Origin of the sequence: Cytobacillus sp. FSL R7-0696, assembly GCF_038006865.1 — a bacterium.
Classification (GTDB): domain Bacteria; phylum Bacillota; class Bacilli; order Bacillales; family Cytobacillaceae; genus Cytobacillus; species Cytobacillus kochii.
On the sequence record NZ_JBBOWA010000001.1, the window covers coordinates 1,655,091 to 1,676,346 of the forward strand.

Annotated in this window: 19 protein-coding genes and 2 tRNA genes; 2 read left to right on the forward strand and 19 right to left on the reverse strand. The window is 37.6% G+C overall.

The window, feature by feature from the left end; genetic code table 11:
- Window positions 1–50: 50 nt before the first annotated feature.
- The 5 genes from hpt to spoIIE form a co-directional block, all read right to left on the reverse strand.
- Window positions 51–596 carry a hypoxanthine phosphoribosyltransferase gene (hpt, locus tag MKX29_RS08750; protein ID WP_095371268.1) on the reverse strand — a complete coding sequence of 182 codons (546 nt, stop codon included), beginning with the start codon at window positions 594–596 and terminating at the stop codon, window positions 51–53.
- 24 nt (window positions 597–620) lie between these two features.
- Window positions 621–2,012 (reverse strand): tRNA lysidine(34) synthetase TilS, encoded by a 1,392-nt coding sequence (tilS, locus tag MKX29_RS08755; RefSeq protein WP_341105085.1) that lies wholly within the window; start codon window positions 2,010–2,012, stop codon window positions 621–623.
- Between the two features lie 98 nt (window positions 2,013–2,110).
- Entirely contained in the window at window positions 2,111–3,052 is a 942-nt protein-coding gene (locus tag MKX29_RS08760) for a serine/threonine protein kinase (RefSeq protein WP_341105088.1), read from the reverse strand.
- A complete protein-coding gene (locus MKX29_RS08765) occupies window positions 3,036–3,773 on the reverse strand; it encodes a VWA domain-containing protein (protein ID WP_095371271.1) in 738 nt (245 codons plus the stop codon). The genes MKX29_RS08760 and MKX29_RS08765 overlap by 17 nt, the downstream gene beginning before the upstream one ends.
- A gap of 115 nt (window positions 3,774–3,888) precedes the next feature.
- Window positions 3,889–6,363 (reverse strand): stage II sporulation protein E, encoded by a 2,475-nt coding sequence (gene spoIIE, locus MKX29_RS08770; RefSeq protein ID WP_341105090.1) that lies wholly within the window; start codon window positions 6,361–6,363, stop codon window positions 3,889–3,891.
- Between the two features lie 327 nt (window positions 6,364–6,690).
- On the opposite strand from spoIIE, the gene MKX29_RS08775 reads away from it, so the two are divergent.
- Window positions 6,691–6,767: transfer RNA gene (locus tag MKX29_RS08775), tRNA-Met, on the forward strand.
- Between the two features lie 11 nt (window positions 6,768–6,778).
- Window positions 6,779–6,850, forward strand: a tRNA-Glu gene (locus tag MKX29_RS08780).
- A 514-nt stretch (window positions 6,851–7,364) separates the two neighbouring features.
- Here MKX29_RS08780 and MKX29_RS08785 read toward each other — a convergent pair.
- From MKX29_RS08785 to MKX29_RS08850, 14 genes are all read right to left on the reverse strand, one after another.
- Window positions 7,365–7,607, reverse strand: coding sequence for a hypothetical protein (locus tag MKX29_RS08785; protein ID WP_341105092.1), 243 nt, complete (start codon window positions 7,605–7,607; stop codon window positions 7,365–7,367).
- 214 nt (window positions 7,608–7,821) lie between these two features.
- On the reverse strand, window positions 7,822–8,268 hold the full coding sequence (locus MKX29_RS08790) for a S1 domain-containing RNA-binding protein (protein ID WP_095371273.1): 447 nt from the start codon (window positions 8,266–8,268) through the stop codon (window positions 7,822–7,824).
- Between the two features lie 95 nt (window positions 8,269–8,363).
- On the reverse strand, window positions 8,364–8,774 hold the full coding sequence (locus tag MKX29_RS08795) for an FtsB family cell division protein (RefSeq protein ID WP_095371274.1): 411 nt from the start codon (window positions 8,772–8,774) through the stop codon (window positions 8,364–8,366).
- A gap of 22 nt (window positions 8,775–8,796) precedes the next feature.
- Entirely contained in the window at window positions 8,797–9,426 is a 630-nt protein-coding gene (gene yabQ, locus MKX29_RS08800) for a spore cortex biosynthesis protein YabQ (RefSeq protein WP_224939132.1), read from the reverse strand.
- Entirely contained in the window at window positions 9,423–9,722 is a 300-nt protein-coding gene (gene yabP, locus MKX29_RS08805; protein ID WP_095371276.1) for a sporulation protein YabP, read from the reverse strand. Before yabP ends, yabQ begins: the two co-directional genes overlap by 4 nt.
- Window positions 9,723–9,804: 82 nt before the next feature.
- Window positions 9,805–10,068 (reverse strand): RNA-binding S4 domain-containing protein, encoded by a 264-nt coding sequence (locus MKX29_RS08810; RefSeq protein ID WP_224939131.1) that lies wholly within the window; start codon window positions 10,066–10,068, stop codon window positions 9,805–9,807.
- 32 nt (window positions 10,069–10,100) lie between these two features.
- Window positions 10,101–11,543, reverse strand: a complete 1,443-nt coding sequence (gene mazG / locus MKX29_RS08815) for a nucleoside triphosphate pyrophosphohydrolase (protein ID WP_251163603.1) — start codon at window positions 11,541–11,543, stop codon at window positions 10,101–10,103.
- 44 nt (window positions 11,544–11,587) lie between these two features.
- A complete protein-coding gene (locus MKX29_RS08820; protein ID WP_341105096.1) occupies window positions 11,588–13,150 on the reverse strand; it encodes a putative polysaccharide biosynthesis protein in 1,563 nt (520 codons plus the stop codon).
- A 620-nt stretch (window positions 13,151–13,770) separates the two neighbouring features.
- Complete coding sequence (gene spoVT / locus MKX29_RS08825; protein WP_095371279.1) at window positions 13,771–14,307, reverse strand: stage V sporulation protein T; 537 nt, start codon at window positions 14,305–14,307, stop codon at window positions 13,771–13,773.
- 420 nt (window positions 14,308–14,727) lie between these two features.
- The gene (gene mfd, locus MKX29_RS08830; protein ID WP_281203201.1) at window positions 14,728–18,264 is read right to left on the reverse strand and encodes a transcription-repair coupling factor; all 3,537 of its coding nucleotides are present in this window, start codon (window positions 18,262–18,264) and stop codon (window positions 14,728–14,730) included.
- A 331-nt stretch (window positions 18,265–18,595) separates the two neighbouring features.
- On the reverse strand, window positions 18,596–18,826 hold the full coding sequence (locus MKX29_RS08835; RefSeq protein ID WP_095371280.1) for an anti-sigma-F factor Fin family protein: 231 nt from the start codon (window positions 18,824–18,826) through the stop codon (window positions 18,596–18,598).
- Window positions 18,827–18,902: 76 nt separating this feature from the next.
- Window positions 18,903–19,466, reverse strand: coding sequence for an aminoacyl-tRNA hydrolase (pth, locus tag MKX29_RS08840; RefSeq protein ID WP_341105101.1), 564 nt, complete (start codon window positions 19,464–19,466; stop codon window positions 18,903–18,905).
- A gap of 74 nt (window positions 19,467–19,540) precedes the next feature.
- Window positions 19,541–20,149, reverse strand: coding sequence for a 50S ribosomal protein L25/general stress protein Ctc (locus MKX29_RS08845; RefSeq protein ID WP_224939126.1), 609 nt, complete (start codon window positions 20,147–20,149; stop codon window positions 19,541–19,543).
- A 149-nt stretch (window positions 20,150–20,298) separates the two neighbouring features.
- Complete coding sequence (locus tag MKX29_RS08850; RefSeq protein ID WP_095371283.1) at window positions 20,299–21,252, reverse strand: ribose-phosphate diphosphokinase; 954 nt, start codon at window positions 21,250–21,252, stop codon at window positions 20,299–20,301.
- Between the last annotated feature and the right edge of the window lie 4 nt (window positions 21,253–21,256).

The window sequence follows — 21,256 nt, forward strand, 5'->3', positions numbered from 1 at the left end:
ACACTTGGTCAGACTGGGTTTTGTAAAGTATTTCACACATCGCTTTTCACTTAATTATTATTGCTATACACCTCAGGTTTTAAGATACCAATATATGGTAAGTTTCGGTATTTCTCAGCATAATCTAATCCATATCCTACGACAAACTCATCTGGTACATTAAATCCTACGATATCCGCTTTAATTGCTGCTTTTCTACCAGTTGGTTTATCAAGCAGAGTAACAATTTTTATCGATTTCGCTTTACGATAACGGAATAACTCTACTAAATAGCTCAATGTTAATCCACTATCAATGATATCTTCTATGATGAGGACATCACGTCCCTCAACAGAAGTATCAAGATCTTTCAAAATCTTTACCTCTCCTGAAGAGACCATGGAATTCCCATAACTGGATACATCCATGAAATCCATTTCAAGATGGGTATCAATTCGTTTAATTAGATCGCTCATAAATGGCATTGCGCCTTTTAAGACACCTATTACAAGAGGAAAACGTCCATCATACTCCTCTGTTAATAAGCCGCCTAACTCTCTCACTTTTTGCTGAAGCTCTTCTTCAGTAATTAAGATTTTTTCAATTTCGTTTCGCATCTTATTCCTGCGCCCCCTAGAAGATCATTGCTTTATGTATTTCAGAAAAATATAGCTTGTATCAGGTGAATATTCAGCTGCTTGATCAGACTTTTTTAATCCTGGTAGCCATATAATGTTACCACTTGCATCCGTAACAACTGGCCATAAATCCCGTTTTTGCCGCGGGATTTTCTGATCGATAAAGATATCCTTTAACTTTTTGCTACCATTTATTCCTTTTAACTTCATCCTATCTCCATTTTTCCTTGTACGAATCGTTAATGGTAAGGCAATATCCGCTTTAACCAAAAAATAATCCATTTGTTGATATTCCTGTAATGGGTGATCGACATAATGCATGCTGATCTCGCCTACTTCAGGAATAACAAAGTTTCCTGGCTCTTGTATTTGAAATAAATACGGCTGTACGGTTGTTTTTTTACTAGTGGATAAGAAACAACAATCATATGAACGTACAACGGTTAAACCATTTGGGAAATGTAAGGTTCCAGACGGATGAGGATGAGTAATTAAGGAAAAAACATTTTCAATATGTGTAGCGGATAAAGAAGATGGCCTTTCCTGATATAGATAATTTAATATTAGTTGAATCACTCTTCTTTGTAAAGGTTTTGCGACATCTGTAAATCTGTCAATATAAAGAAGAATTTCACTAGCACTTTTCCTCTCTGTTACACTATTCAATTGTGCTTCTGCTAATTCCTGCATAAATACCTCATCTTCGCTCAAATCCTCACTAAGGCGTTGGAAATGGTGATGCACTTGAGGATTTTCCCTTTTTAAAAAAGGCAAGATATTTTTCCTAAAACGATTTCTGCTATAGATTTCTTTTACATTGCTAGGATCTATTCTAGGTTCTAAATGATGAGTCTCTACATAGGAATCAATTTCTTTTCGACTTAAGCAAAGGAACGGCCGTATAATCGCCCCTCTACTAAAAGGTCGTATAACTGGCATACCCGCTCTAGCAAGTCCACTACTCCCTCTAGTCATTCTCATTAACATTGTTTCAATTTGATCATCACCATGATGACCTAATGCAATGTAATCAAGCGCTTCTCTTTGCATCACTTGCTCAAAGAAACGATAGCGACAGTCCCTTGCAGCAATTTGCGAGCTTTTCCCCGTTTCCTTCATATGTGCAGAAACATCAATTCGTTGCATATGAAAAGGAATACCTGACTTCTGACAATAGCGCTCTACAAACTTAGCGTCTTCATAAGATTCTTCGCCCCTAAACATATGATCCACATGGATTACTACTAATTGAAAACACTCTTGTTTACTTAATTGCTGCATAAAGTGAAGTAAGCTTAATGAGTCTGGCCCTCCTGAGACAGCAATTCCCACACGCTTATTTTCCAATTCAATGCCCTTTTGTGATAAAAATGCTTTTACCTTTGCATAAAACATAACATTCTTCCCTTATGTTAAACTATTACTTCTACTAAAAGGATATCACTTTTTTAATGTTTATTTCCAAAGAAACGATTATTTCTACCTAAACCCTCTCACACCATTTGACTATATAAATAGAAAAAGTAAATACAACCAATAAATAAGATTAAAACGATCGCTCCAGTTTTTCCATTGGGCTTTCCTTTAGTCTTTCGGGATGGTTGCCTAGATGGTGGGGACACACCAGTTCCTTTTGGACGATTTTGCTTATATGAACAGGCAAGCAAGGCTTGTCTCATATCTTCAGCAGTTTTAAACCTGCCTTGAAGTGCTGGTATGAGAACTCCTTCATAAGTTTTTAAGATTTTATGTTTCTTTACCCTATCCATTAATTGTTCTAAACCCCTTCCGTCTTTAGAGAAACGGCTTGGATAGGCGCAGTGAATAAAAACCATAGCTGTTGAAAATAAATCATAAGTAGGTTCAGCTTTTCTACTACCAAGCCCCCAATATCCCCGGTCGTAAAATTCTGTAAACTCCTTAATGGCTCTACCTTTTAATGTTGTTCCCCCTACATCTATACACCGAATACGCGGGGCTCTTCCCGTGACAATCAGATTCTCCGGTTTTAAATCTCCAAATACCCATCCCGCTTTGTGTAGCTCCTCTAGATCAGAAAGTAATTGCAGCATGAGCACAGGTATCCACGCCTCTCCTTTCTGTTTAATAAAAGAGTGGAGATCAGGACCATGGATATATTCCATCACATAAAAAGAATACATAGTGGATGAGGAAAATTGCCAATCATCAACATCAAGCAAAGAAGGCCCTAGGGTAGACCCTTGGACCTTCGTAAAGGATTTTAGCACATTCACTTCAGAAGTTACTGTATACCCATTTTCACTTATTTTTAAAGCAACGAGTTGCTCAAGGTATGTGGCGAGATAAACTACACCATTAGCCCCTGCACCTAGTTCTTTTTCGATACGGTATTGCTTGTGATGCCATTTCCCGTTAATAATCGCACCTTTTTGTAGATTAAATTGACTCTTCATAGTACTCATCGTCATTTCTAGAAATTAAATTGCGTAATGATCGCTTCTTCTCAAAATAGGTAATCGCCTCTCTTAAAGCTGGTCCAGTGGGTGTAATACCACCTGTTGAGAGTTTAGCGAACACAGAAGTTAACGATTCGAGCTTAGGTGTCCAATCTAGCAATTTTTCGACATCATTCTTTTTCCCGGGAAATACAAACAGAGAAAATTTATTTTTTCCCGTTCGTGCATTTAAGCTTAAAGATAGATCAAATAAGGCTTCCTTGACTGTAGGTAGCTTATGTTTCATACTTGCACTCGTATCGACAAGAATCAACACTTCCATTTCAACCGTTTCCCCTAGCTCATCCACGACCTCCATTACCTCGCCTCTTTGTTCTGGAGGCAAATCCTCAATCGTTTGTTTATTTCCTAAGATTTGCGTGAGTTCACGATTGACTACTCCTTGTAATGTTTGTGTCATCGCCTGCCTTGTTACCATCTGGACGGTATGCGATAGCTGTCTAGCATATACGACTTGACTTACCCCACCCCCGGAAAGGGCAATACTCTCAATTTCCTGCATTCCCTTCTCGTCAATAACGTCATTCTCCATTACACCTATCACATTTACGGAAACTCCCTGCTCTTTTGCTAGAGCCGACATCGCTATAGGGTCTTCTCCAACATTTGAACACCCGTCTGTAATAAGTAAAATTTGTTTTAGGGTACCTGTTTTCATCTTTTTCCCTCCTAATCTGATAGAAGTTACTTAGTGATTACTAACCATTTTCAACGGATTAGAAAGGAAATATACATAAAAATGTCATCTATTGGAGATTCTATTCTATTTAACATTAATTCGCTTGTTTATGGAACGGTATACTCGACCATTTCGGGATATTGTGCTTTACTTTTGCCACCATCACCGTCATATCATCATCAATACGTCCCGCTCTTGATCGAATCACCTCTTCCATAATTAAATCTGCCACTTCTTGTGGGTCGTTCGTTTTTAACTCAGTTATTTTCCTCTTCATCCAAAGATCAAAGTTCTCCACATGTTTCGGCCCTTCAAATACACCATCGCTCATCATAATTAATAAATCCTCTGCTTTTAATTGCTTACTAACAACATCGACATCGAATTCTTCAATCATGCCTATAGGTAAATTACTTGCTTGCACTTTCATCACTTGGCTCCCTCTTTTAATAAAACTCGGTGTGGAGCCTATTTTTAAAAATTTAGCATCAGCATTTTGTAAATCAATCATCGCCAAATCTAATGTGGAGAAAATTTCATCTGTTGTCCTTAATGACAGAACAGAATTGACCGATTTTATGGCCACTTGCTCTTCTATACCTGATTGCAATATTTTCTGTAGTAATTCTAACGTTTCTTTGCTTTCTATATGTGCTCGTTCTCCATTTCCCATCCCATCACTAATGGCAATTGCATACTTACCGCTACCTAATTCAATTGTTGAATAACTATCTCCTGATACTAAGCCACCGTCCTTAGCCGCATGTGCCACTGCCGTATCAATGACATATGCCTTTGCTGAACGAAAAGTAACATGGCAATAATCATTGGCATAACTCGCACATTCCTCAGATTTAACTAAGATTGTTTCTCCTAATATATCTGAAAGCATTGGTGCAATTAATTTCTCACATTCCCCGTGCCCATTGCAGTATGGGATCGTCATCTCTATATCAACATCGCCTTGCTCCAAGCTATAAATTTCTACCTGTTCTACCTCTACCCCAAATTCTTGGATGGCCTCTAATATCAGTTCTTCCTGTTTATGATGATTCTCTCTCTCTCTTTGAATTTCTTTAGCAAAATCCCCCATCACTGCAGACACACCTAATAATTGATCTGCCACAAGCTTCCTACTTTCTTGTACTTGTTTTTTCAACCGTTGATTTGCTTTATAAAAAGTAAGCTCCTGTTGAATCACTTCTGTTGTTTTCTTCGACCGTGTACAGTGTTTTTCCCACTCCCTTTCTAGTCGTGAAGAAATTTGTCCGTCTTTTTCATCTAAATCATGCATAATGTTTTTCATATAATCATATGTTGTATCAAAGTTCCTAGCCCAGCAGTGATCCTTTTTAAAGCAAGTTTGGCATGTCTTCTCTGTGACATTACTTAGGAAATAATCCAATTCTCGATCTGTCTCATCATTTTCCACCACAGGAGCTTGATGTTGCATGGCAAAGCTTTGCGATAACGCTTGAAAAACATTAGAAAACTGAGAAACTCTGTGCGCAGTTACATCCCGCATTTTTCTCATGTACTGCTGTTGCTCTGCGGCATATTCTGCTGTCCCAGGGATATGTTTCGCTAGCTTTGAAGTAAAACTTTGAGGCGTTAATAGAAATAGAAATATTGCTACTCCCGTTTCGTATAAACCAATTAATAAGTTTGACTGATTGTCACCATACATTCCCATGAGTAAGGTAGCAATGAGCAAACCAAATGCCACACCTATTTTCTTCCCTTCTTTTAATAACCCACCTAGCAAACCAGAGAATGCTAATAAACTCATATGGAAAAAACTTGAAATATTAGCCAAACTAAATATTAGCCCTGTCACGACACCAACCGTTGAGCCAACCGTGGCACCAGCGACAAATGAAAACACAAGCACCAAATAACGAGACATCACATGTTCGACTGATAGGTCATATACGGTCCATCCGATTGTTCCTGTCATTACTGAGGCTAGCATAATAATGAGGCAGACGATTTCCTCTGTTTTTAATGATTGCCTCCTCCGATTAAAAAATAGTAACGGCAGGCTCTGTAGGAATATTAAACATAGGATAAATCCTAAACTAGCCTCTACACCAGCCATCATGAAATCGTACATCGCCACATGTCCCGTTAAGATATAAGATTGGATAAACGAACTGATTAATAATGTCACAGCCACATATATAGGCATTACTTTTAATTCATTGGTAACCCACTTTTTACTTATCCGAAAAACAAACAGAAAAAAGAAAGATGTTAAAAACGTGGTCACACCATGAGTAAATGATAAAGTCGAAGCTCCTCCAATCAATCCAATTAAAGCAAGCGGTGCTTTATCCTTTCTTACTAAATACATCGCAGCAAAAAAGGGCAGAGTGAATGGTGTCAACTGGGACAATATAAGGGCTCGTCCAAGTAAAAAACCAATAATTAAAAACAAGTACCCCTTCTTAATAAAGAAAGTTTCTAAGCCCGTCTGTATTTTCCCACCTATTTTTGAGAGCTCCATCTTGGGACGACGAAGATCCACTTCCCCTATCGGTTCTGCAATTGTTCGTTCGAGTTTTTCCATCATTCCCACTCCCTATTTGTTTCTTTTTTGCTATTATAAAGGGCTATGTCTTAAAAGTTTGTCAAAATAATGGACAAGTACCTCTTTTTCGTTCGACTGATTTCTTTATAAAGTGCAAAAAGAGTACAAAAGCAGCATCAATTAAAGGATTGGAATTGGACCATACGTTCTCCTGTTGTCTAAAAAACCAGACATCACATGCTTCCAAAAAATGACGAAACCCCATCAACTATTCCGACAAAAATTTTCCGGGGGAAATAATATTGACAGACTTGTAGAATCTTTGTATTATATATCTTGTGCTTTTAAAAGAAAGCAACTTCAAATGGCGGTGTAGCTCAGCTGGCTAGAGCGTACGGTTCATACCCGTGAGGTCGGGGGTTCGATCCCCTCCGCCGCTACCATTTTTTATAGAGGCCCGTTGGTCAAGCGGTTAAGACACCGCCCTTTCACGGCGGTAACACGGGTTCGAATCCCGTACGGGTCATCACTTATATTAGCTATAAAACAAACCTGGGCAGCTTCAACTGTTCAGGTTTGTTTTTTACTCATTTTTAATGATAATAACAGCAGCCCTAGCATGTGTTTTTTTTGTTTGATTTTTGATTTTTTTCGCCTAATCTAATCGAACTTTTCTCTCTGACCTAATTTCTGATGCGTTTCTTGTCTAATCCAATCAAACTTTTCTCTCTAGCCTAATTTCTGATCCGTTTCTTGTCTAATCCTATCAAACTTTTCTCTCTGGCCTAATTTCTGGTGCGTTTCTCGTCTAATCCAATCAAACTTTTCTCTCTGACCTAATTTCTGGTGCGTTTCTCGTCTAATCCAATCAAACTTTTCTCTCTGGCCTAATTTCTGGTGCGTTTCTCATCTAATCCTATCAAACTTTTCTCTCTGGCCTAATTTCTGGTGTGTTTCTCGTCTAATCCTATCAAACTTTTCTCTCTGGCCTAATTTCTGGTGCGTTTCTCATCTAATCCTATCAAACTTTTCTCTCTGACCTAATTCTGGTGCATTTCTCGTCTAATCCTATCATACTTTTCTCTCTGACCTAATTTCTGGTGCATTTCTCGTCTAATCCTATCAAACTTTTCTCTCTGACCCAATTTCTGACCCGTTTCTCGTCTAATCCTATCATACTTTCCTCTACCACCTGATTTCTGACCCGTTTCTCGTCTAATCCAATCAAACTTTCCCCTCTGCCCTAATTTCTGACCCGTTTCTCGTCTAATCCATTCAGTCAATCTTCTGCACCCTATCCCCCACATACGCACAATTCCTTATACGCAAAGTTTCTTATACCTACCTAAGTCACCACACTTAATCGTTATAACTTACAATCATTGCCATTCGTCACAATAGTTGCGGAAGAATAATAAAAAAAGCAATCCCAATAAGGATTGCTTTTGCAGGAATCGTCGTGATCCCCTTGCTCGTATATATTAATTCAGCAGCAAGTTAACCTCGTTTAGCTCCTCTGCCACCACGTTTTGATTCTGTATTTCTCTTAAGAGAAGATAAACGGTCTTCACTGTCTTTCAAAAAGCGAGCCATTTTAGATTCGAATGTCTCCTTTGAAGGACGGTGATTATCGTTTGTTCTACCTTGACGTGGGCGCCCAGAATAGCCTCTCGACTCTCTTCTTTCAGGCCTTTCCGTTCTCTCAGGACGATCAACAGCTTTCTTAATTGATAAACCAATTTTACCGTCTTTCTCCACATTAATAACTTTCACTTCAACAGTATCGCCTACTTTGAGGTGATCATTAATGTCCTTCACATAATTGTCTGCAACTTCACTAATATGCACAAGGCCTGTTGATCCTTCCGGCAGCTCTACAAACGCTCCGAAATTAGTGATGCCTGTAACCTTTCCTTGTAACTTGCTGCCTACTTCGATTGACATAAAAAGATATTTCCTCCTTAAAGATATAAAGTAAACCCAAATGTATTCATACTTATACTATATTATACCGAAAGATAAAAATAGGTGTCAACTTCTCATTGAGCTGACTCATTTTCTTTTTTTTCCTTTTCATCTGTTTCATCCGGCATTTTGAAGATGATTTCACCTTGTTCAGAAAGATAATAATCCCTTCTAGCAAGTTTCTCTAAATACTCTTCATCATGTAACCTAACAATCTCTTCATTCAAGGCCTTTTCTGACTGTTCTAGTTCTTTCAATTGATGAGCAAGTTTTACCTTTTCTTCTTTCTTTTCACCTAGGGCAGCAGATTGGGATACGATAGTCGTAATCATAAATACTGAAACCACAGCAACAAATACAAAAAAGACAGTCAGTCTACGATAGAGAAGCTTCTTTCTCCGTTGAGAACTGATTTTATTGGCTTCCTGTTGTTCGATATAGCTTGAATGGATCTTGGCTACATTTTTATTCTTGTTGGTACTCATACAACTATCTCTCCCTTCTAAGTTATTCTTTCTTCTTCCACTTTTCCGCCAGTTTTTTAACATATTCTTTCCCTTTTTGGAAATATCCTTTTAATTTATCATAGAACTTATCGACTGATTTTTTAAAAGGGTCTGGTAATATACGAATAAGAAGTCGAAATATCCATCTTACTGGTGATAATAGTACTTTTAAGATGAACATTAGCACATTACTTGTCCATTTTATCAGTAGTAGAAGAAGTTTGCCCACTAATACCAATAGCCCTATTAAGGTAGTGAAAAAAAACTGAACAGGTCGAATAATTAATAGACGAATGACCTTCACAATAAAATAATAAATAGAAATAATCGTAGAAATAACTATCTCTAATAGCTTTAGGTAAATATTCTTCATTAACGCTTGATAGGCTGCAAAACCGCAAAGTAAAGCTAAAAAGATGTAGAATCTTAACTCTCCTTCATTGACAAGGAACAAAATATAAAAAATAGCTAGTCCTTGTAATAGCCAAAAAAGGATGTCATTTATAAAGACAACCCAACTCTTTCTTAGTGGCCGTTTGAGAAAGCGCTGATACGTATCTAAGCTCGCTCCAAAAAGGGAACCCATCCCAATCATAGAGAGCATCGTCAAAAATTGGACCGATAACGTCATCGGAATAACTTGCTAAAGAGCCCTTTAGCTTTTTCTCCATGTTGATCATCTAAATAAACAAGGTCGAAAATTTTCCCTTTTATGGAGACAATTCCTTTGTCCACATCTAAATTCTTCATTTGTAGATTTTGCCCTTTAATAGCTAAAAAACCCATGACAGTTTCTAATAAAAACTCTTCATTATCAAAGCTTTCTACCTGCTTCACTCCCGTAATATCTAGCAGCCTTCTGCCACGCATGATCACATCATGATCAGGAGCAGTTTGTTTACTCGAGTTCTCATGGTATTGGCTCATCTTTATCCCTCACAATCCATAGTACAATCCTTTAATACATATGTATGAAGATTGCTCAGGGATTAGAACAAGCGCTATTTATTTATTCTTGATTCATTCTTTCTTCACTTACTATCGTGTACATTTCCGCTGCATCATCTTTTCTTGTTGTTTCCTGTATTTTATCTATTCGCACCTTTGTCACTTTCTGCCCAAATCGAATCGATAATTCATCACCAACTTTTACATTGGTACTTGCCTTCGCTTCTAATCCATTAATAGCAATACGCCCTTGGTCAGAGACTTCCTTTGCCAATGTACGTCTTTTTATTAATCGAGATACCTTTAGAAATTTATCTAAGCGCATACTTTCACTCCCCTTTACCCTAAAAAGTTCATTTAGTAACCTTTTTTCTTCGCTTCTTCCCAAAAACGATCCATTTCCTCCAGGCTCGCCTCTTCTAGATTCTTATCTAGTTTTTTCTCTATATATGAAAACCGATTCGTAAATTTCGTATTGGTTCGATGTAATGCTTCTTCTGGGTTGATTTGATAATACCGAGCAATATTGATAAATGCAAATAATATATCACCAAATTCTATTATGCGATTGTCATTATTATTCTCGGCTTCCAATTGAAATTCTTTAATTTCTTCAAACACCTTATCCCACATTGGTTGGATGTTTTCCCAATCGAAACCGACCTTTGCAGCACGTTTTTGTAACTCTTCTGCACGCAACATGGCTGGATATGATTTTGGAACACCATCCAATAGTGACGATGTTTTTTCGCCTTTTTCTTGTTTTTTCATTTCATCCCAGTTACGTAACGCTTCATTTACATCTTCTGCTGCTCTCTCTCGAAACACATGCGGATGTCTAAAAACCATTTTTTTAGAAAGACCTTCTATTACATCATGAATAGAGAAGTACCCTTCATCTTCTCCTATCTGGGCATGAAGCATAACTTGTAACAACACATCCCCTAGCTCTTCAATTATATGATCAATATCATCTTCTTCAATCGCTTCGATTAATTCATACGCTTCCTCGATTAAATATTTCTTCAAAGATTGATGTGTTTGTTTCTTATCCCACGGACATCCATTTGGACCTCTTAAGGTAGCAATGATTTCTTTCAGTTTAGGGAACGTTGGGTAAAGAATCTCTTCATTCATAACGGGAGGGACATATACAGATGTTAAATTAGTTAAAGCTAAATCATGATCTAGTTCATAAAGCGGAACTTCCTTAATCACTTCTTCACTGCTTCCGGCCGCTGTTACAATCTTTACTAAATAATCATCCGGTAAATATTCCATTAACGTCAACTTTACTTCAGATGCAATAAATGCATCATACACTTGTCCGATAATCATATGTTGTGTAAGAACAAGTTCACTTCCCTTTAAGTCCGTACCATCTAATAGTGTAAAACCTTCAACTGGATCAACCCTTAACGCTTGGAACATGCTATCTAGAAAACTTTGGCCACCCTTAAAGTCTAAATTAACTCCATACTCATCAGCCCTTTCAATGAGTAATTGTACCGTTTTTTCTGCTACAAGCGGGTGACCCGGCACAGCATAAACAATGTTTTCTACTTTTCCTTTTTCTAACAAAAGGGTGCTTATTTCTTCGTACACCTCTGCAAATTGATCATGTGATTCATAGATTGTGTCAAAGGATTCAAATAGCACTCCTTCGGCGGTTAAGGCTGATACCACAGGGTGTTCTTTTGTTCTTAAATAGACTTTATTAACACTGGTTAATAGCTTATATACTCCTAGTGGCAGTTGATTAAGATCTCCTGCCCCAAGGCCAATAACTGTTACCTTCATTATAAATAATTCTCCTTTATTTTACTTTTTGTGTCGGTTTGTTTTTATCTTCTTTTCATAAAATGGAGAAGCTTTTCTCCAAAAGGTAACTGACGTAGCTCTGCTTCTGTAAATATGTTGCTGCGAATCGTAAGAAATAAATAAAGAATCGCACCAAGAGCGGCGCCGGTTAACGATTGAAAGGTAGCAAGTACTCGTCCACTCATGAATGAAAGTGCAGTAACAGAGAGATACAAATTTAAAAAAATCGTCATCAGAATAGCAGAACTAAGAATTGTCAATAACACACGTACTGAAACAAGTGTGACACTTTGGTTCCATTTTAACCGAAACAGCAAAGCAATTACCATCAACGCTAACGCAATGTATGTGGCGTACACAGCCCCATATATTCCATAATGCGGTACCAATGAGGTATTCAGAAAGTACTTAATGCCCACTCCGATTAAAATCGTCCACGCTGGAAAAAAGCTATTTCCTAGGCCTTGGTGTACGGCTGCCAAAGTAATCACAAGAGAGCTTAGTAAAATAACAATAGACATTAGACCTAGAACGGCTGAACCTTTATCATTTTCGAATAGCATGACATTTGTTTGTCTCACTATCGCCCAAAGCCCCACTGAAGCGCCAACGCCAAATAGAAGGCTCGCTCTTATGACCAATTGGATTTTTTCATTGAGTAGATAAGGTTGCTTTATTTTTACGTATGTAAGAATTGGTACGAGCGATAAACTCATCGAAGTGGCAACAATAGAACCTAATTGAATAAGTGGCTGGCCTCTGTCATATACACCCTTTAATGTCTTTGCTTCAATTTCAGAAAAACCCGATGTCGTCAATAATGCATAAAGATTGAGGGCATCTGCTAACTGGATAAAAATGAGTAATAAACTACTCACACAAATAGCAAAGCTTTGGACAATAATCTCTTTAGACAGTTGTAAATACGAGCTAACACCCCTGTGCTTCTGCCTTATTCTTGGTGCACTTTTCATTTCTTTTATAAAATAGAATAGCAAGATTGCAAAAGCTGCCAAAGAGGCTAAAATGACACCATAGTAAACTCCACCGCTAACAGAATAAATGGAAGCACCCATTTTAGTTAGTATATAAGCATAAAGCAAGATAAACAGCACTCGTATAAGTTGTTCACTCACTTGGGAAACAGCTGTTGGCATCATATTTCCTTTTCCTTGAAAAAAACCTCTTAACACTGATACAAGTGGTAATATTAAAAAACTAATAGCAACAATGCGCAAGGAATCAGCCAATTGAGGATCGTTCATATAGTAAGCTAAGGCATCGGCACTAAAATACATCGTTAAGCAACATAAAACAGCAATCATTGATAACAATAATCCGGCAACTTTTAATAATCGCCGTCCACCTTCCTCACCATTCCTCGTTCTTTGCTCAATATATAGTTTTGAAATCACAACAGGAAAACCTGTTGTGGCTAATACAAGAAAGATCCCATAAAAAGGGTACACTTGTTGATAAATATAAAACCCGATATCTCCTACTATGTTTTGGAAAGGAATGCGATAAACCGCGCTCAACAATTTGACAATGATTCCTGCCGCAGTCAAAATAACCGCACCTTTCATTATACTCGTAGAAGTTTGATTGGTATCCAGAAGATATCTCCCCCTATAAGCACGACGATACCGCTTAACTATGAACTTCGAAATGTATTATAGCATATTCATTTATTGATATTTGTCTCTCGCTCCTTGCCTGAGGGAGGCATTTGTAGTTTTTCGGTAAAAGGATGCTTAGCTATGATTTCTCCTTATGTTTAAGTAAATCCTACTTGACACTATCAATTTTTGAAGCGATTATTTGATATTAGCTCTGGCCTAATTATGATTTCTTCACGCTTGGGTTTCTTTGATTTACATCTCCCATCTTTTCCAGACAAATTCCCTTGAGTGCTTCTTACCGAAAATTTCATTGAGATGCTGGTTTTTAGACTCGTTACCATCTTAATCGGTCTTTTCAGAACGCGGCACTTTTTTACCCGATTAAGCATTTCCTGTCGACTTCAGTTAAGGGGCTGATTCGTTTCTAATGGCATCTTACGCCAGATCATTTTCATCTAACTTTAGCAGCATTCAGCTCCCGAAAGTAAATGTCTACACAAAAATAAAGCGAACAATCATCATTAAGAATATGATTGTTCGCACTAGATGACGCTAGAAAAGTTCCAGCTCATATTACCTATATACTATGATTCCATTTGTCTCGCTAAAAATCCAGCTGCGGTTTCGACGGATTTTTGTTCAACTGCACCAATGGTGTCATCTTTCGCAATGATTACGACTGCGCCAATTGGATCGCCATTGGCTACTATGGGTCCTATTGTGTAAGATGCGACGGATTCTGTATGATTATCTACAATTGAAATTTCGCTTGATTGGGTCACAAGAACAGAGCTACGATCCTCCATTGTCTTCTCTACTAGATCACTAATACTCTTATTTAAGTAATCCTTCTTAGAGCCTCCTGCAACAGCGATATATGTATCTCTATCGCAAATTAAGACCGGATTTCCTAAGCTATCATATAATGCTTCTGCATATTCTTTTGCGAAGTCACTAAGCTCAGAGATAGGTGAGTATTTCTTTAAAATTACCTCTCCATCGCGGTCTACAAAAATCTCAAGTGGATCTCCTTCACGGATTCTTAAAGTTCTCCGGATTTCTTTAGGAATGACGACACGACCCAAATCATCAATACGACGAACAATACCTGTTGCTTTCATTCAACGTTGCCTCACTTTCATCTGATGATTAAATTACTGAAAAGAAAAAGCCGCTTAACTCTAACCGATCCATGGCCATTAGGACGATACAACGAGAATTCTTCCCATTTATTCCTTCGCTAATGATAAATATTTCCCTTTACAGATGATTTTCGGTTAAATCTAACTTAAACTACAGCTTTTACTTTTCAAAATAGCTATGATTCATAAGGAAGATATCATGAATGCATCGCCATGTTTGAACTTAGTATCTTTCATAAGGAAAGTTATATACACGTCCAACTATTTTTTCTTTTAGGTGTGATTCATTCCAGAAAGGGATAAACATTCCATTTATGTGCTCTATCCTTGAAATACCCTTGTCCTTTCTCAATCAAACATTGCAATTCTTACAATGAAATTACCAATATTTTTCAACAGTTACTTGGCTGTTTTTTCAGGAACCTTCTTTGTATCTTGTAATCCCTTCATAAAGGTAAACGCATTTTCTAACCATTCTTTCGTGGCAATTCCTTTTATATGGAGAACTGCTTTCAGTTTTTTTCCATCCATACCAAGCCCAATCATGCGACCAAATTGATTGCTGAGCTTGAATACTTTTTGCCCATCAGCTTCCACACTACCTTGCTCAGATAATAGGACAAGCACTTCATCTTTTGATTGCTTCACTAGTTCGACTCCAGCCACTTCTCCATATACCTTCATTTCAGCAATTTTAAATAAATACGCGACTTCTTCCGGATAATCACCAAAGCGGTCAACCATCTCATCTTTCAATTCATCAATATCCTCTAGGCTCGTAATCCCACGGAAGCGTTTATACATTTCAATTTTCTGATGTCCATCAGAAATAAATGCATCTGGAATATAAGCATCAATTTCTAAATCAATTTCCATTGGCTCTTTTCTCGGCTCACCGCCCATGGATTCTTTCCTCTCTTCAATTGCTTCTTTTAGCATTTGTGAATATAGATCAAACCCAACAGAATCAATAAAGCCATGTTGCTCCGCTCCAAGTAAATTACCTGCACCTCGAATCGTTAAATCACGCATGGCAATTTTAAATCCAGAGCCAAGCTCCGTAAATTCTTTAATCGCCTGCAAACGTTTCTCTGCCACTTCTGTAAGGACTTTATCTTTACGATAGGTAAAGTACGCATAAGCCACACGGTTAGACCTACCTACCCTTCCTCGCAATTGATACAACTGAGATAAGCCCATGCGATCAGCATCATGAACAATTAATGTATTTACATTTGGTATATCTACACCAGTCTCAATTATCGTTGTACTTACTAAGACATCATATTCACCGTCATAGAAACCAAGCATGACGCTCTCTAATTCATTCTCCGTCATCTGACCATGTGCATAAGCGACCCTTGCATCAGGAACAATCATAGAGATTTCCTCTGCTTTACGCTCAATATCCTCCACGCGATTATACAGGAAATAGACCTGACCACCACGTGCTAATTCTCGCTCGATTGCTTCCCTCACCAATACACCGTTATATTCCATCACATATGTTTGTACTGGAAAACGATTTTCAGGTGGTGTCTCAATAACGGATAAATCCCGAACGCCCAGCATGGACATATGCAATGTACGCGGAATTGGTGTCGCTGTTAATGTTAAAACATCGACATTTGTTTTTAATTTCTTGATTTTCTCTTTATGAGTAACACCAAACCTTTGTTCTTCGTCTATAATCAACAAACCGAGATCTCGATAAGTCAAATCTTTAGAAAGGATACGGTGTGTACCAACGACAACATCAACCGTCCCCGCTTTTAATCCTTTAATTGTTTCAGTTTGTTGTTTCTTCGTACGGAATCGACTCAACATACCGATTTTTACAGGATAGTCTTGGAACCGCTCAAGCATCGTTTCATAATGCTGTTGTGCAAGGATCGTTGTTGGCACAAGAAAGGCAACTTGTTTACCATCTGCCACTGCTTTGAATATCGCTCGTATAGCCACTTCTGTTTTTCCATAACCCACGTCTCCACAAAGCAAACGGTCCATTGGTCTTTCTCTTTCCATATCTTTTTTAATCTCATTAATGGAACGAATTTGATCTTCTGTTTCTTGATATGGGAAAGCAGATTCAAACTCTCGCTGCATATCACTATCAGGGTTAAAAGCGTATCCTTTCGATGCTTCTCTTTCGGCATATAATTTAATAAGGTCATCGGCGATATCTTCAACAGAGGATTGGACTTTTTTCTTTACCTTCTTCCAATCGTTACCGCCAAGTTTATAAATCTTCGGTTCTTTTGATTCAGACCCTACATATTTTTGTACAAGGTCAATTTGTTCAACAGGAACATAAAGTTGATCACTACCTTGATAACGAATATTCAAATAATCTTTATGGACACCATTAATCTCTAAAGTTTCAATCCCTAAATACTTACCAATACCATGGTTGACATGAACAACGTAATCACCAATCTTTAATTCCGAATAGCTCTTAATTCTTTCTGCATTGGAAAGTTTTTGTCTCCTCTGTTTCTTTCTTGTTTTATGATTAAATAGCTCTTCTTCTGTAATCACGGCAATCCGTTGATTATTTAGCTCAAAACCTGTTTGAATGGCCCCTTCTAAAATCTGAATTCTTCCTTGTGCAAGGAGAGAGTCCTGCTTGATGATAGCGGATTCAATATCATAATCCTCTAACACATTTTGCAATTTGTGAACCCGCTCTTCATCTACAGCAAGAAAAACAATAGCATAATTTCCTTTTTTCCAGCGATCAACCTCTGTTTTAAGCACATGCATTTGACCATGAAAATTTTGCATCGGCTTACAGGAGATATTAATAATATTTTGCGGATTTGTATTCGGTACATGTCGTAAAAATAAGGACATATAAACAATCGGATTTTTCTTACTATACATTAATTCTTTTAAAGAATGGGAAGTGACAACGTCGTGAATAATTTGTCCTTCTTCAAGTAGGTTCGTGTACCATTCTGCTTCTTCTTTATCAAGGGAATCATTCATTTCTTGTACGCGACTGACTTCGTCTACAAAAATCAATCCGTTCGCAGGAAGATAGTCTATTAAACTACTGCCTCCCTCATAAGCAAGGGATAAATATTTATATAATTGCTCTGGTTTAGTACCAGTCTTTAATTGTTCTAATTCATAACCGATATTTTGTGTAAGGCTTTGTTTGGCTTGGTCATTTTTTAATTTTTTTAAGCTTTTACCCAATCCTGACTCTAAAGTATGAATAAGCCGCTCAAAATGTTCACCTTCCATTGGTGTTTCCGTAGCTGGCCCAATTAACACACGCTCAACCTTTGACTTTGAGCGCTGATCTTCTAAAGAAAAGAAACGGATAGAATCAACCTCTGTATCGAATAATTCAATTCTAATAGGGTCTGACTCTGTTAACGGATAAATATCAATAATACCACCACGAACACTAAATTCACCTGGAGAGGACACCATCTCCACTCGACTGTAGCCCATTTGAATAAACTGATTTAATTGTTGTTCGGTTAGCTCATCGCCAACTTTTAACGTCAATTGAAGTTTACTCCACAACTCTTTAGGTGGAAGGACCTTCTTTAACCCTGCCATAGGTACAATCATGACACCATCATTTGCTGACATCATATGGTTGAGTGTTTCAATTCTTTGCCCTTTTAATTCTGGGCTAGATATACTTAATTCGGCTGCAATTAACTCATTTGCAGGATACAGGAATACTTGCTCTTCTCCGAGAAGTTGTGTTAAATCATCATATAATTTTTGCGCTTGCAATAAATTGTGGGTTGTCACAAGTAAGGGACGTTTAGACTGTTCATATACTGCCGCCAGAAAAAGCGTTCTAGCTGAACCCGTTAAACCTGCCACCATTTGTTCATTTAACCCTTCATCTATGCCTGATAATACAGACAAGACCTCATCCTGTTGTGAAAATACTTTTTTAAGCCCTAACATGCAGTAATCCTCCTATTACAAAAAGCAACATCTCTCCCTCAACCTGAGAAAGCTACTACTCCCCTATTTGCTCTTCTTTTTAAATACATTTTTAAAGCACTTTAAGCTCCCTAAACCTCGTATAGGTTAGGAAGCCAAATTTTTCTTACTTACATGTTTATACTCACAAAGCATATAAATCATGCGTGTTTTTTCAAACAATGGTTGTTAACTTTATATATTATTCGATTTTTATAAGAAAAGTCCCTCTATTATCGTACTAAACTTTTTTCCTATCTATCGAAAAGAGTATAAAGAAACAGAAAAATGCTTTGGAAAGTACTCCAAAGCTTTAATGAATAAGAAAGTCTTGCTGATAGTAGTCGGGATTACGCTCTAGTGATTCATGGCAATCCTCACAAATCGCCTTCACGTAAACGTTTCCCGAATTATCATACTGGATCATTTCATGTCTTTCTTCTTCATTTAATTTATGAAAGCCTAATTGCTCTGCTTGAACCGTTTGTTTATCAACAGTCCCTAAAGATACCCCGCAATGGCGGCATGAGTAATGAATAGCCAACAATAACACTTCCCTTTATCCATCAATTGTCATTATTATTGACGGTTTGTTGGAAGGATATGCACAAATCATTATATCATGATTGATTATATACATTCATGACTTGAAGGAAAGGTATATTTAACCATTCTTGACACGCATCAGTACATTTATTAATGACGGCTTTCATTTCGTTCATTTCTTCTTCAGTAAACTTACCAAGTACATAATCCGGGACTTTCATTCCTTGAGGCGGTCGATCTATCCCCACTCGGATGCGGTTGAATTCTTGCGTACCGATATGAGCAATCGTTGATTTAATCCCGTTATGTCCACCAGCACTTCCTTTTTGTCGCAAGCGAATCTTTCCAACCGGTAAATCTAAATCATCATAAATAACTACAATATCCTCTATCTCAATTTGAAAATAATCTATCAATGGTCTAATGGATTCACCTGATAAATTCATATATGTAAGTGGTTTTAATAAAAAAACTTTTTCTCCTTTTACAAATCCAGCACCATACAATCCTTTAAACTTTGATTGATCAAGTGGAATGTCCCACTTTTTAGATAATTCATCGATCACATCAAATCCAATATTATGTCTTGTACGATCATAGGGCTTACCTGGATTACCTAACCCTACAAATAGTTTCACTAAGTACTTTCCCCCTTACCTCAAATAAGGACTGACCCGTTGGTGCTCTGGTCAGTCCCCACCTTAGTTTGGTATTATTCTTTTTCGTTTATAACTTCCGGCTCTTCCACAACTTCCTCTTCTTGAGGTTCTTCTTCCACACGAGGAGGGAGGATAGAAAGAATCGTCTCTTCGGCATCATGTTCAATTTCATACGAGGAGGCACCTTTTAAATCTTCAATAGTGACCACATCGTTTATCTCTAATTTAGAAATATCCACATCAATTGATTGCGGGATATTGCCAGGTGTACCGGTAACGGTAATCTCATGTAGCGCTTGTTGCAAGACGCCACCTTCTTTTACACCTGGTGAGTCACCGACCGTATTTACAGTAACTTCTGCTGTAATTTGTGTAGATTTGTCTACAGATAATAAATCAGCATGTACCACTGTATTTTTTAATGGATCGGCTTGGTATTCTGTTAAGACGACATCGACTTTCTTACCATCAATATCGACTGAGAAGACACCATTTCTACCAACTTCTCTAATCGTCTTAATAAAATCAGCCTCATTAAAGAATATTGGCTTACTCTCCATCTTCGTGCCATAAACAATTGCTGGAACATTACCATCTGCACGAATTTTAGTTAAAAATGAGTGACGAAACTCTTTTCTTTCCTTCGCTTCTAAAACAGTCATTCTAACGTCCCCTTTCATAATTTAAGGCTTATTATTTAAAGATTCCCTAATTAACTGAAAGATAAACATCGCTCGACGTTTGTAAGCAAAATGTCCATTTTTAAACTAAACGTAATGATCCGATAGATGGCATGATGTGTCAGAATTGATTAATCGAACAACACACTTACAGATTGCTCTTCGTGGACACGAATAATTGCTTCTCCGATAAGAGATGCCACAGATAGCTCGACGATTTTCCCTGTTTTCTTCTCTTCATCAAGAACAATAGAGTTCGTCACTACTAGCTCCTTAATTTGTGAGTTTTCAATACGGTCAATAGCCGGTCCCGATAGAACAGGGTGCGTACAGCAAGCATACACTTCTGCAGCTCCATTTTCCACAAGTGCATTTGCAGCTAAAGTGATTGTGCCAGCCGTATCGATAATATCATCAATAAGAATAGCTATTTTCCCCTCAATATTACCAACAATATTCATCACTTCTGCCACATTTGGTCTTGGACGGCGCTTATCAATGATGGCAATTGGCGCTTTTAATTGATCTGCCATCTTACGTGCTCTTGTTACACCACCATGGTCTGGAGAAACGACAACAATATCTCCTTCTACCTTGTTCTTAAAGTATTCAGATAGGATTGGTACACCCATTAAGTGATCGATTGGAATATCAAAGAATCCTTGAATTTGTGGAGCGTGTAAGTCGAGCGTAATCACACGTGTTGCGCCCGCTGTTTCTAATAAATTTGCAGCAAGTTTCGCAGTAATCGGCTCACGTGCACGCGCTTTACGGTCTTGGCGAGCATATCCATAATAAGGCATAACAATATTGATTGTTTTAGCAGATGCTCGTTTTAGGGCATCAATCATTATTAATAATTCCATTAAATGCTCATTTACTGGATTACTAGTTGATTGGATTACATACACATCACAGCCACGAATACTTTCTTCGATATTAATTTGGATTTCACCATCGCTAAAGCGCGTAACCGAACATTTACCTAATTCTACACCGATAAATTTAGCAATTTCACTGGCAAGTCCTTTATTTGAATTTAAAGTGAATACTTTTAAATTGGGATCTAAATACTGGTTTGACATGATG

Excerpts from the sequence above, each read along its gene's own strand:
- MKX29_RS08765 (WP_095371271.1), bottom strand. The coding sequence starts at position 3,773 with ATGAAAACAGGTACCCTAAAACAAATTTTACTTATTACAGACGGGTGT.
- spoVT (WP_095371279.1), bottom strand. The coding sequence starts at position 14,307 with ATGAAAGCAACAGGTATTGTTCGTCGTATTGATGATTTGGGTCGTGTC.
- MKX29_RS08795 (WP_095371274.1), bottom strand. The coding sequence starts at position 8,774 with ATGAGTACCAACAAGAATAAAAATGTAGCCAAGATCCATTCAAGCTAT.
- MKX29_RS08850 (WP_095371283.1), bottom strand. The coding sequence starts at position 21,252 with ATGTCAAACCAGTATTTAGATCCCAATTTAAAAGTATTCACTTTAAAT.
- mfd (WP_281203201.1), bottom strand. The coding sequence starts at position 18,264 with ATGTTAGGGCTTAAAAAAGTATTTTCACAACAGGATGAGGTCTTGTCT.
- MKX29_RS08820 (WP_341105096.1), bottom strand. The coding sequence starts at position 13,150 with ATGAAAGGTGCGGTTATTTTGACTGCGGCAGGAATCATTGTCAAATTG.
- hpt (WP_095371268.1), bottom strand. The coding sequence starts at position 596 with ATGCGAAACGAAATTGAAAAAATCTTAATTACTGAAGAAGAGCTTCAG.
- yabP (WP_095371276.1), bottom strand. The coding sequence starts at position 9,722 with ATGAGCCAATACCATGAGAACTCGAGTAAACAAACTGCTCCTGATCAT.
- MKX29_RS08790 (WP_095371273.1), bottom strand. The coding sequence starts at position 8,268 with ATGTCAATCGAAGTAGGCAGCAAGTTACAAGGAAAGGTTACAGGCATC.
- spoIIE (WP_341105090.1), bottom strand. The coding sequence starts at position 6,363 with ATGGAAAAACTCGAACGAACAATTGCAGAACCGATAGGGGAAGTGGAT.
- MKX29_RS08810 (WP_224939131.1), bottom strand. The coding sequence starts at position 10,068 with ATGCGCTTAGATAAATTTCTAAAGGTATCTCGATTAATAAAAAGACGT.
- mazG (WP_251163603.1), bottom strand. The coding sequence starts at position 11,543 with ATGAAGGTAACAGTTATTGGCCTTGGGGCAGGAGATCTTAATCAACTG.
- MKX29_RS08845 (WP_224939126.1), bottom strand. The coding sequence starts at position 20,149 with ATGACTGTTTTAGAAGCGAAGGAAAGAAAAGAGTTTCGTCACTCATTT.
- MKX29_RS08760 (WP_341105088.1), bottom strand. The coding sequence starts at position 3,052 with ATGAAGAGTCAATTTAATCTACAAAAAGGTGCGATTATTAACGGGAAA.
- yabQ (WP_224939132.1), bottom strand. The coding sequence starts at position 9,426 with ATGACGTTATCGGTCCAATTTTTGACGATGCTCTCTATGATTGGGATG.
- tilS (WP_341105085.1), bottom strand. The coding sequence starts at position 2,012 with ATGTTTTATGCAAAGGTAAAAGCATTTTTATCACAAAAGGGCATTGAA.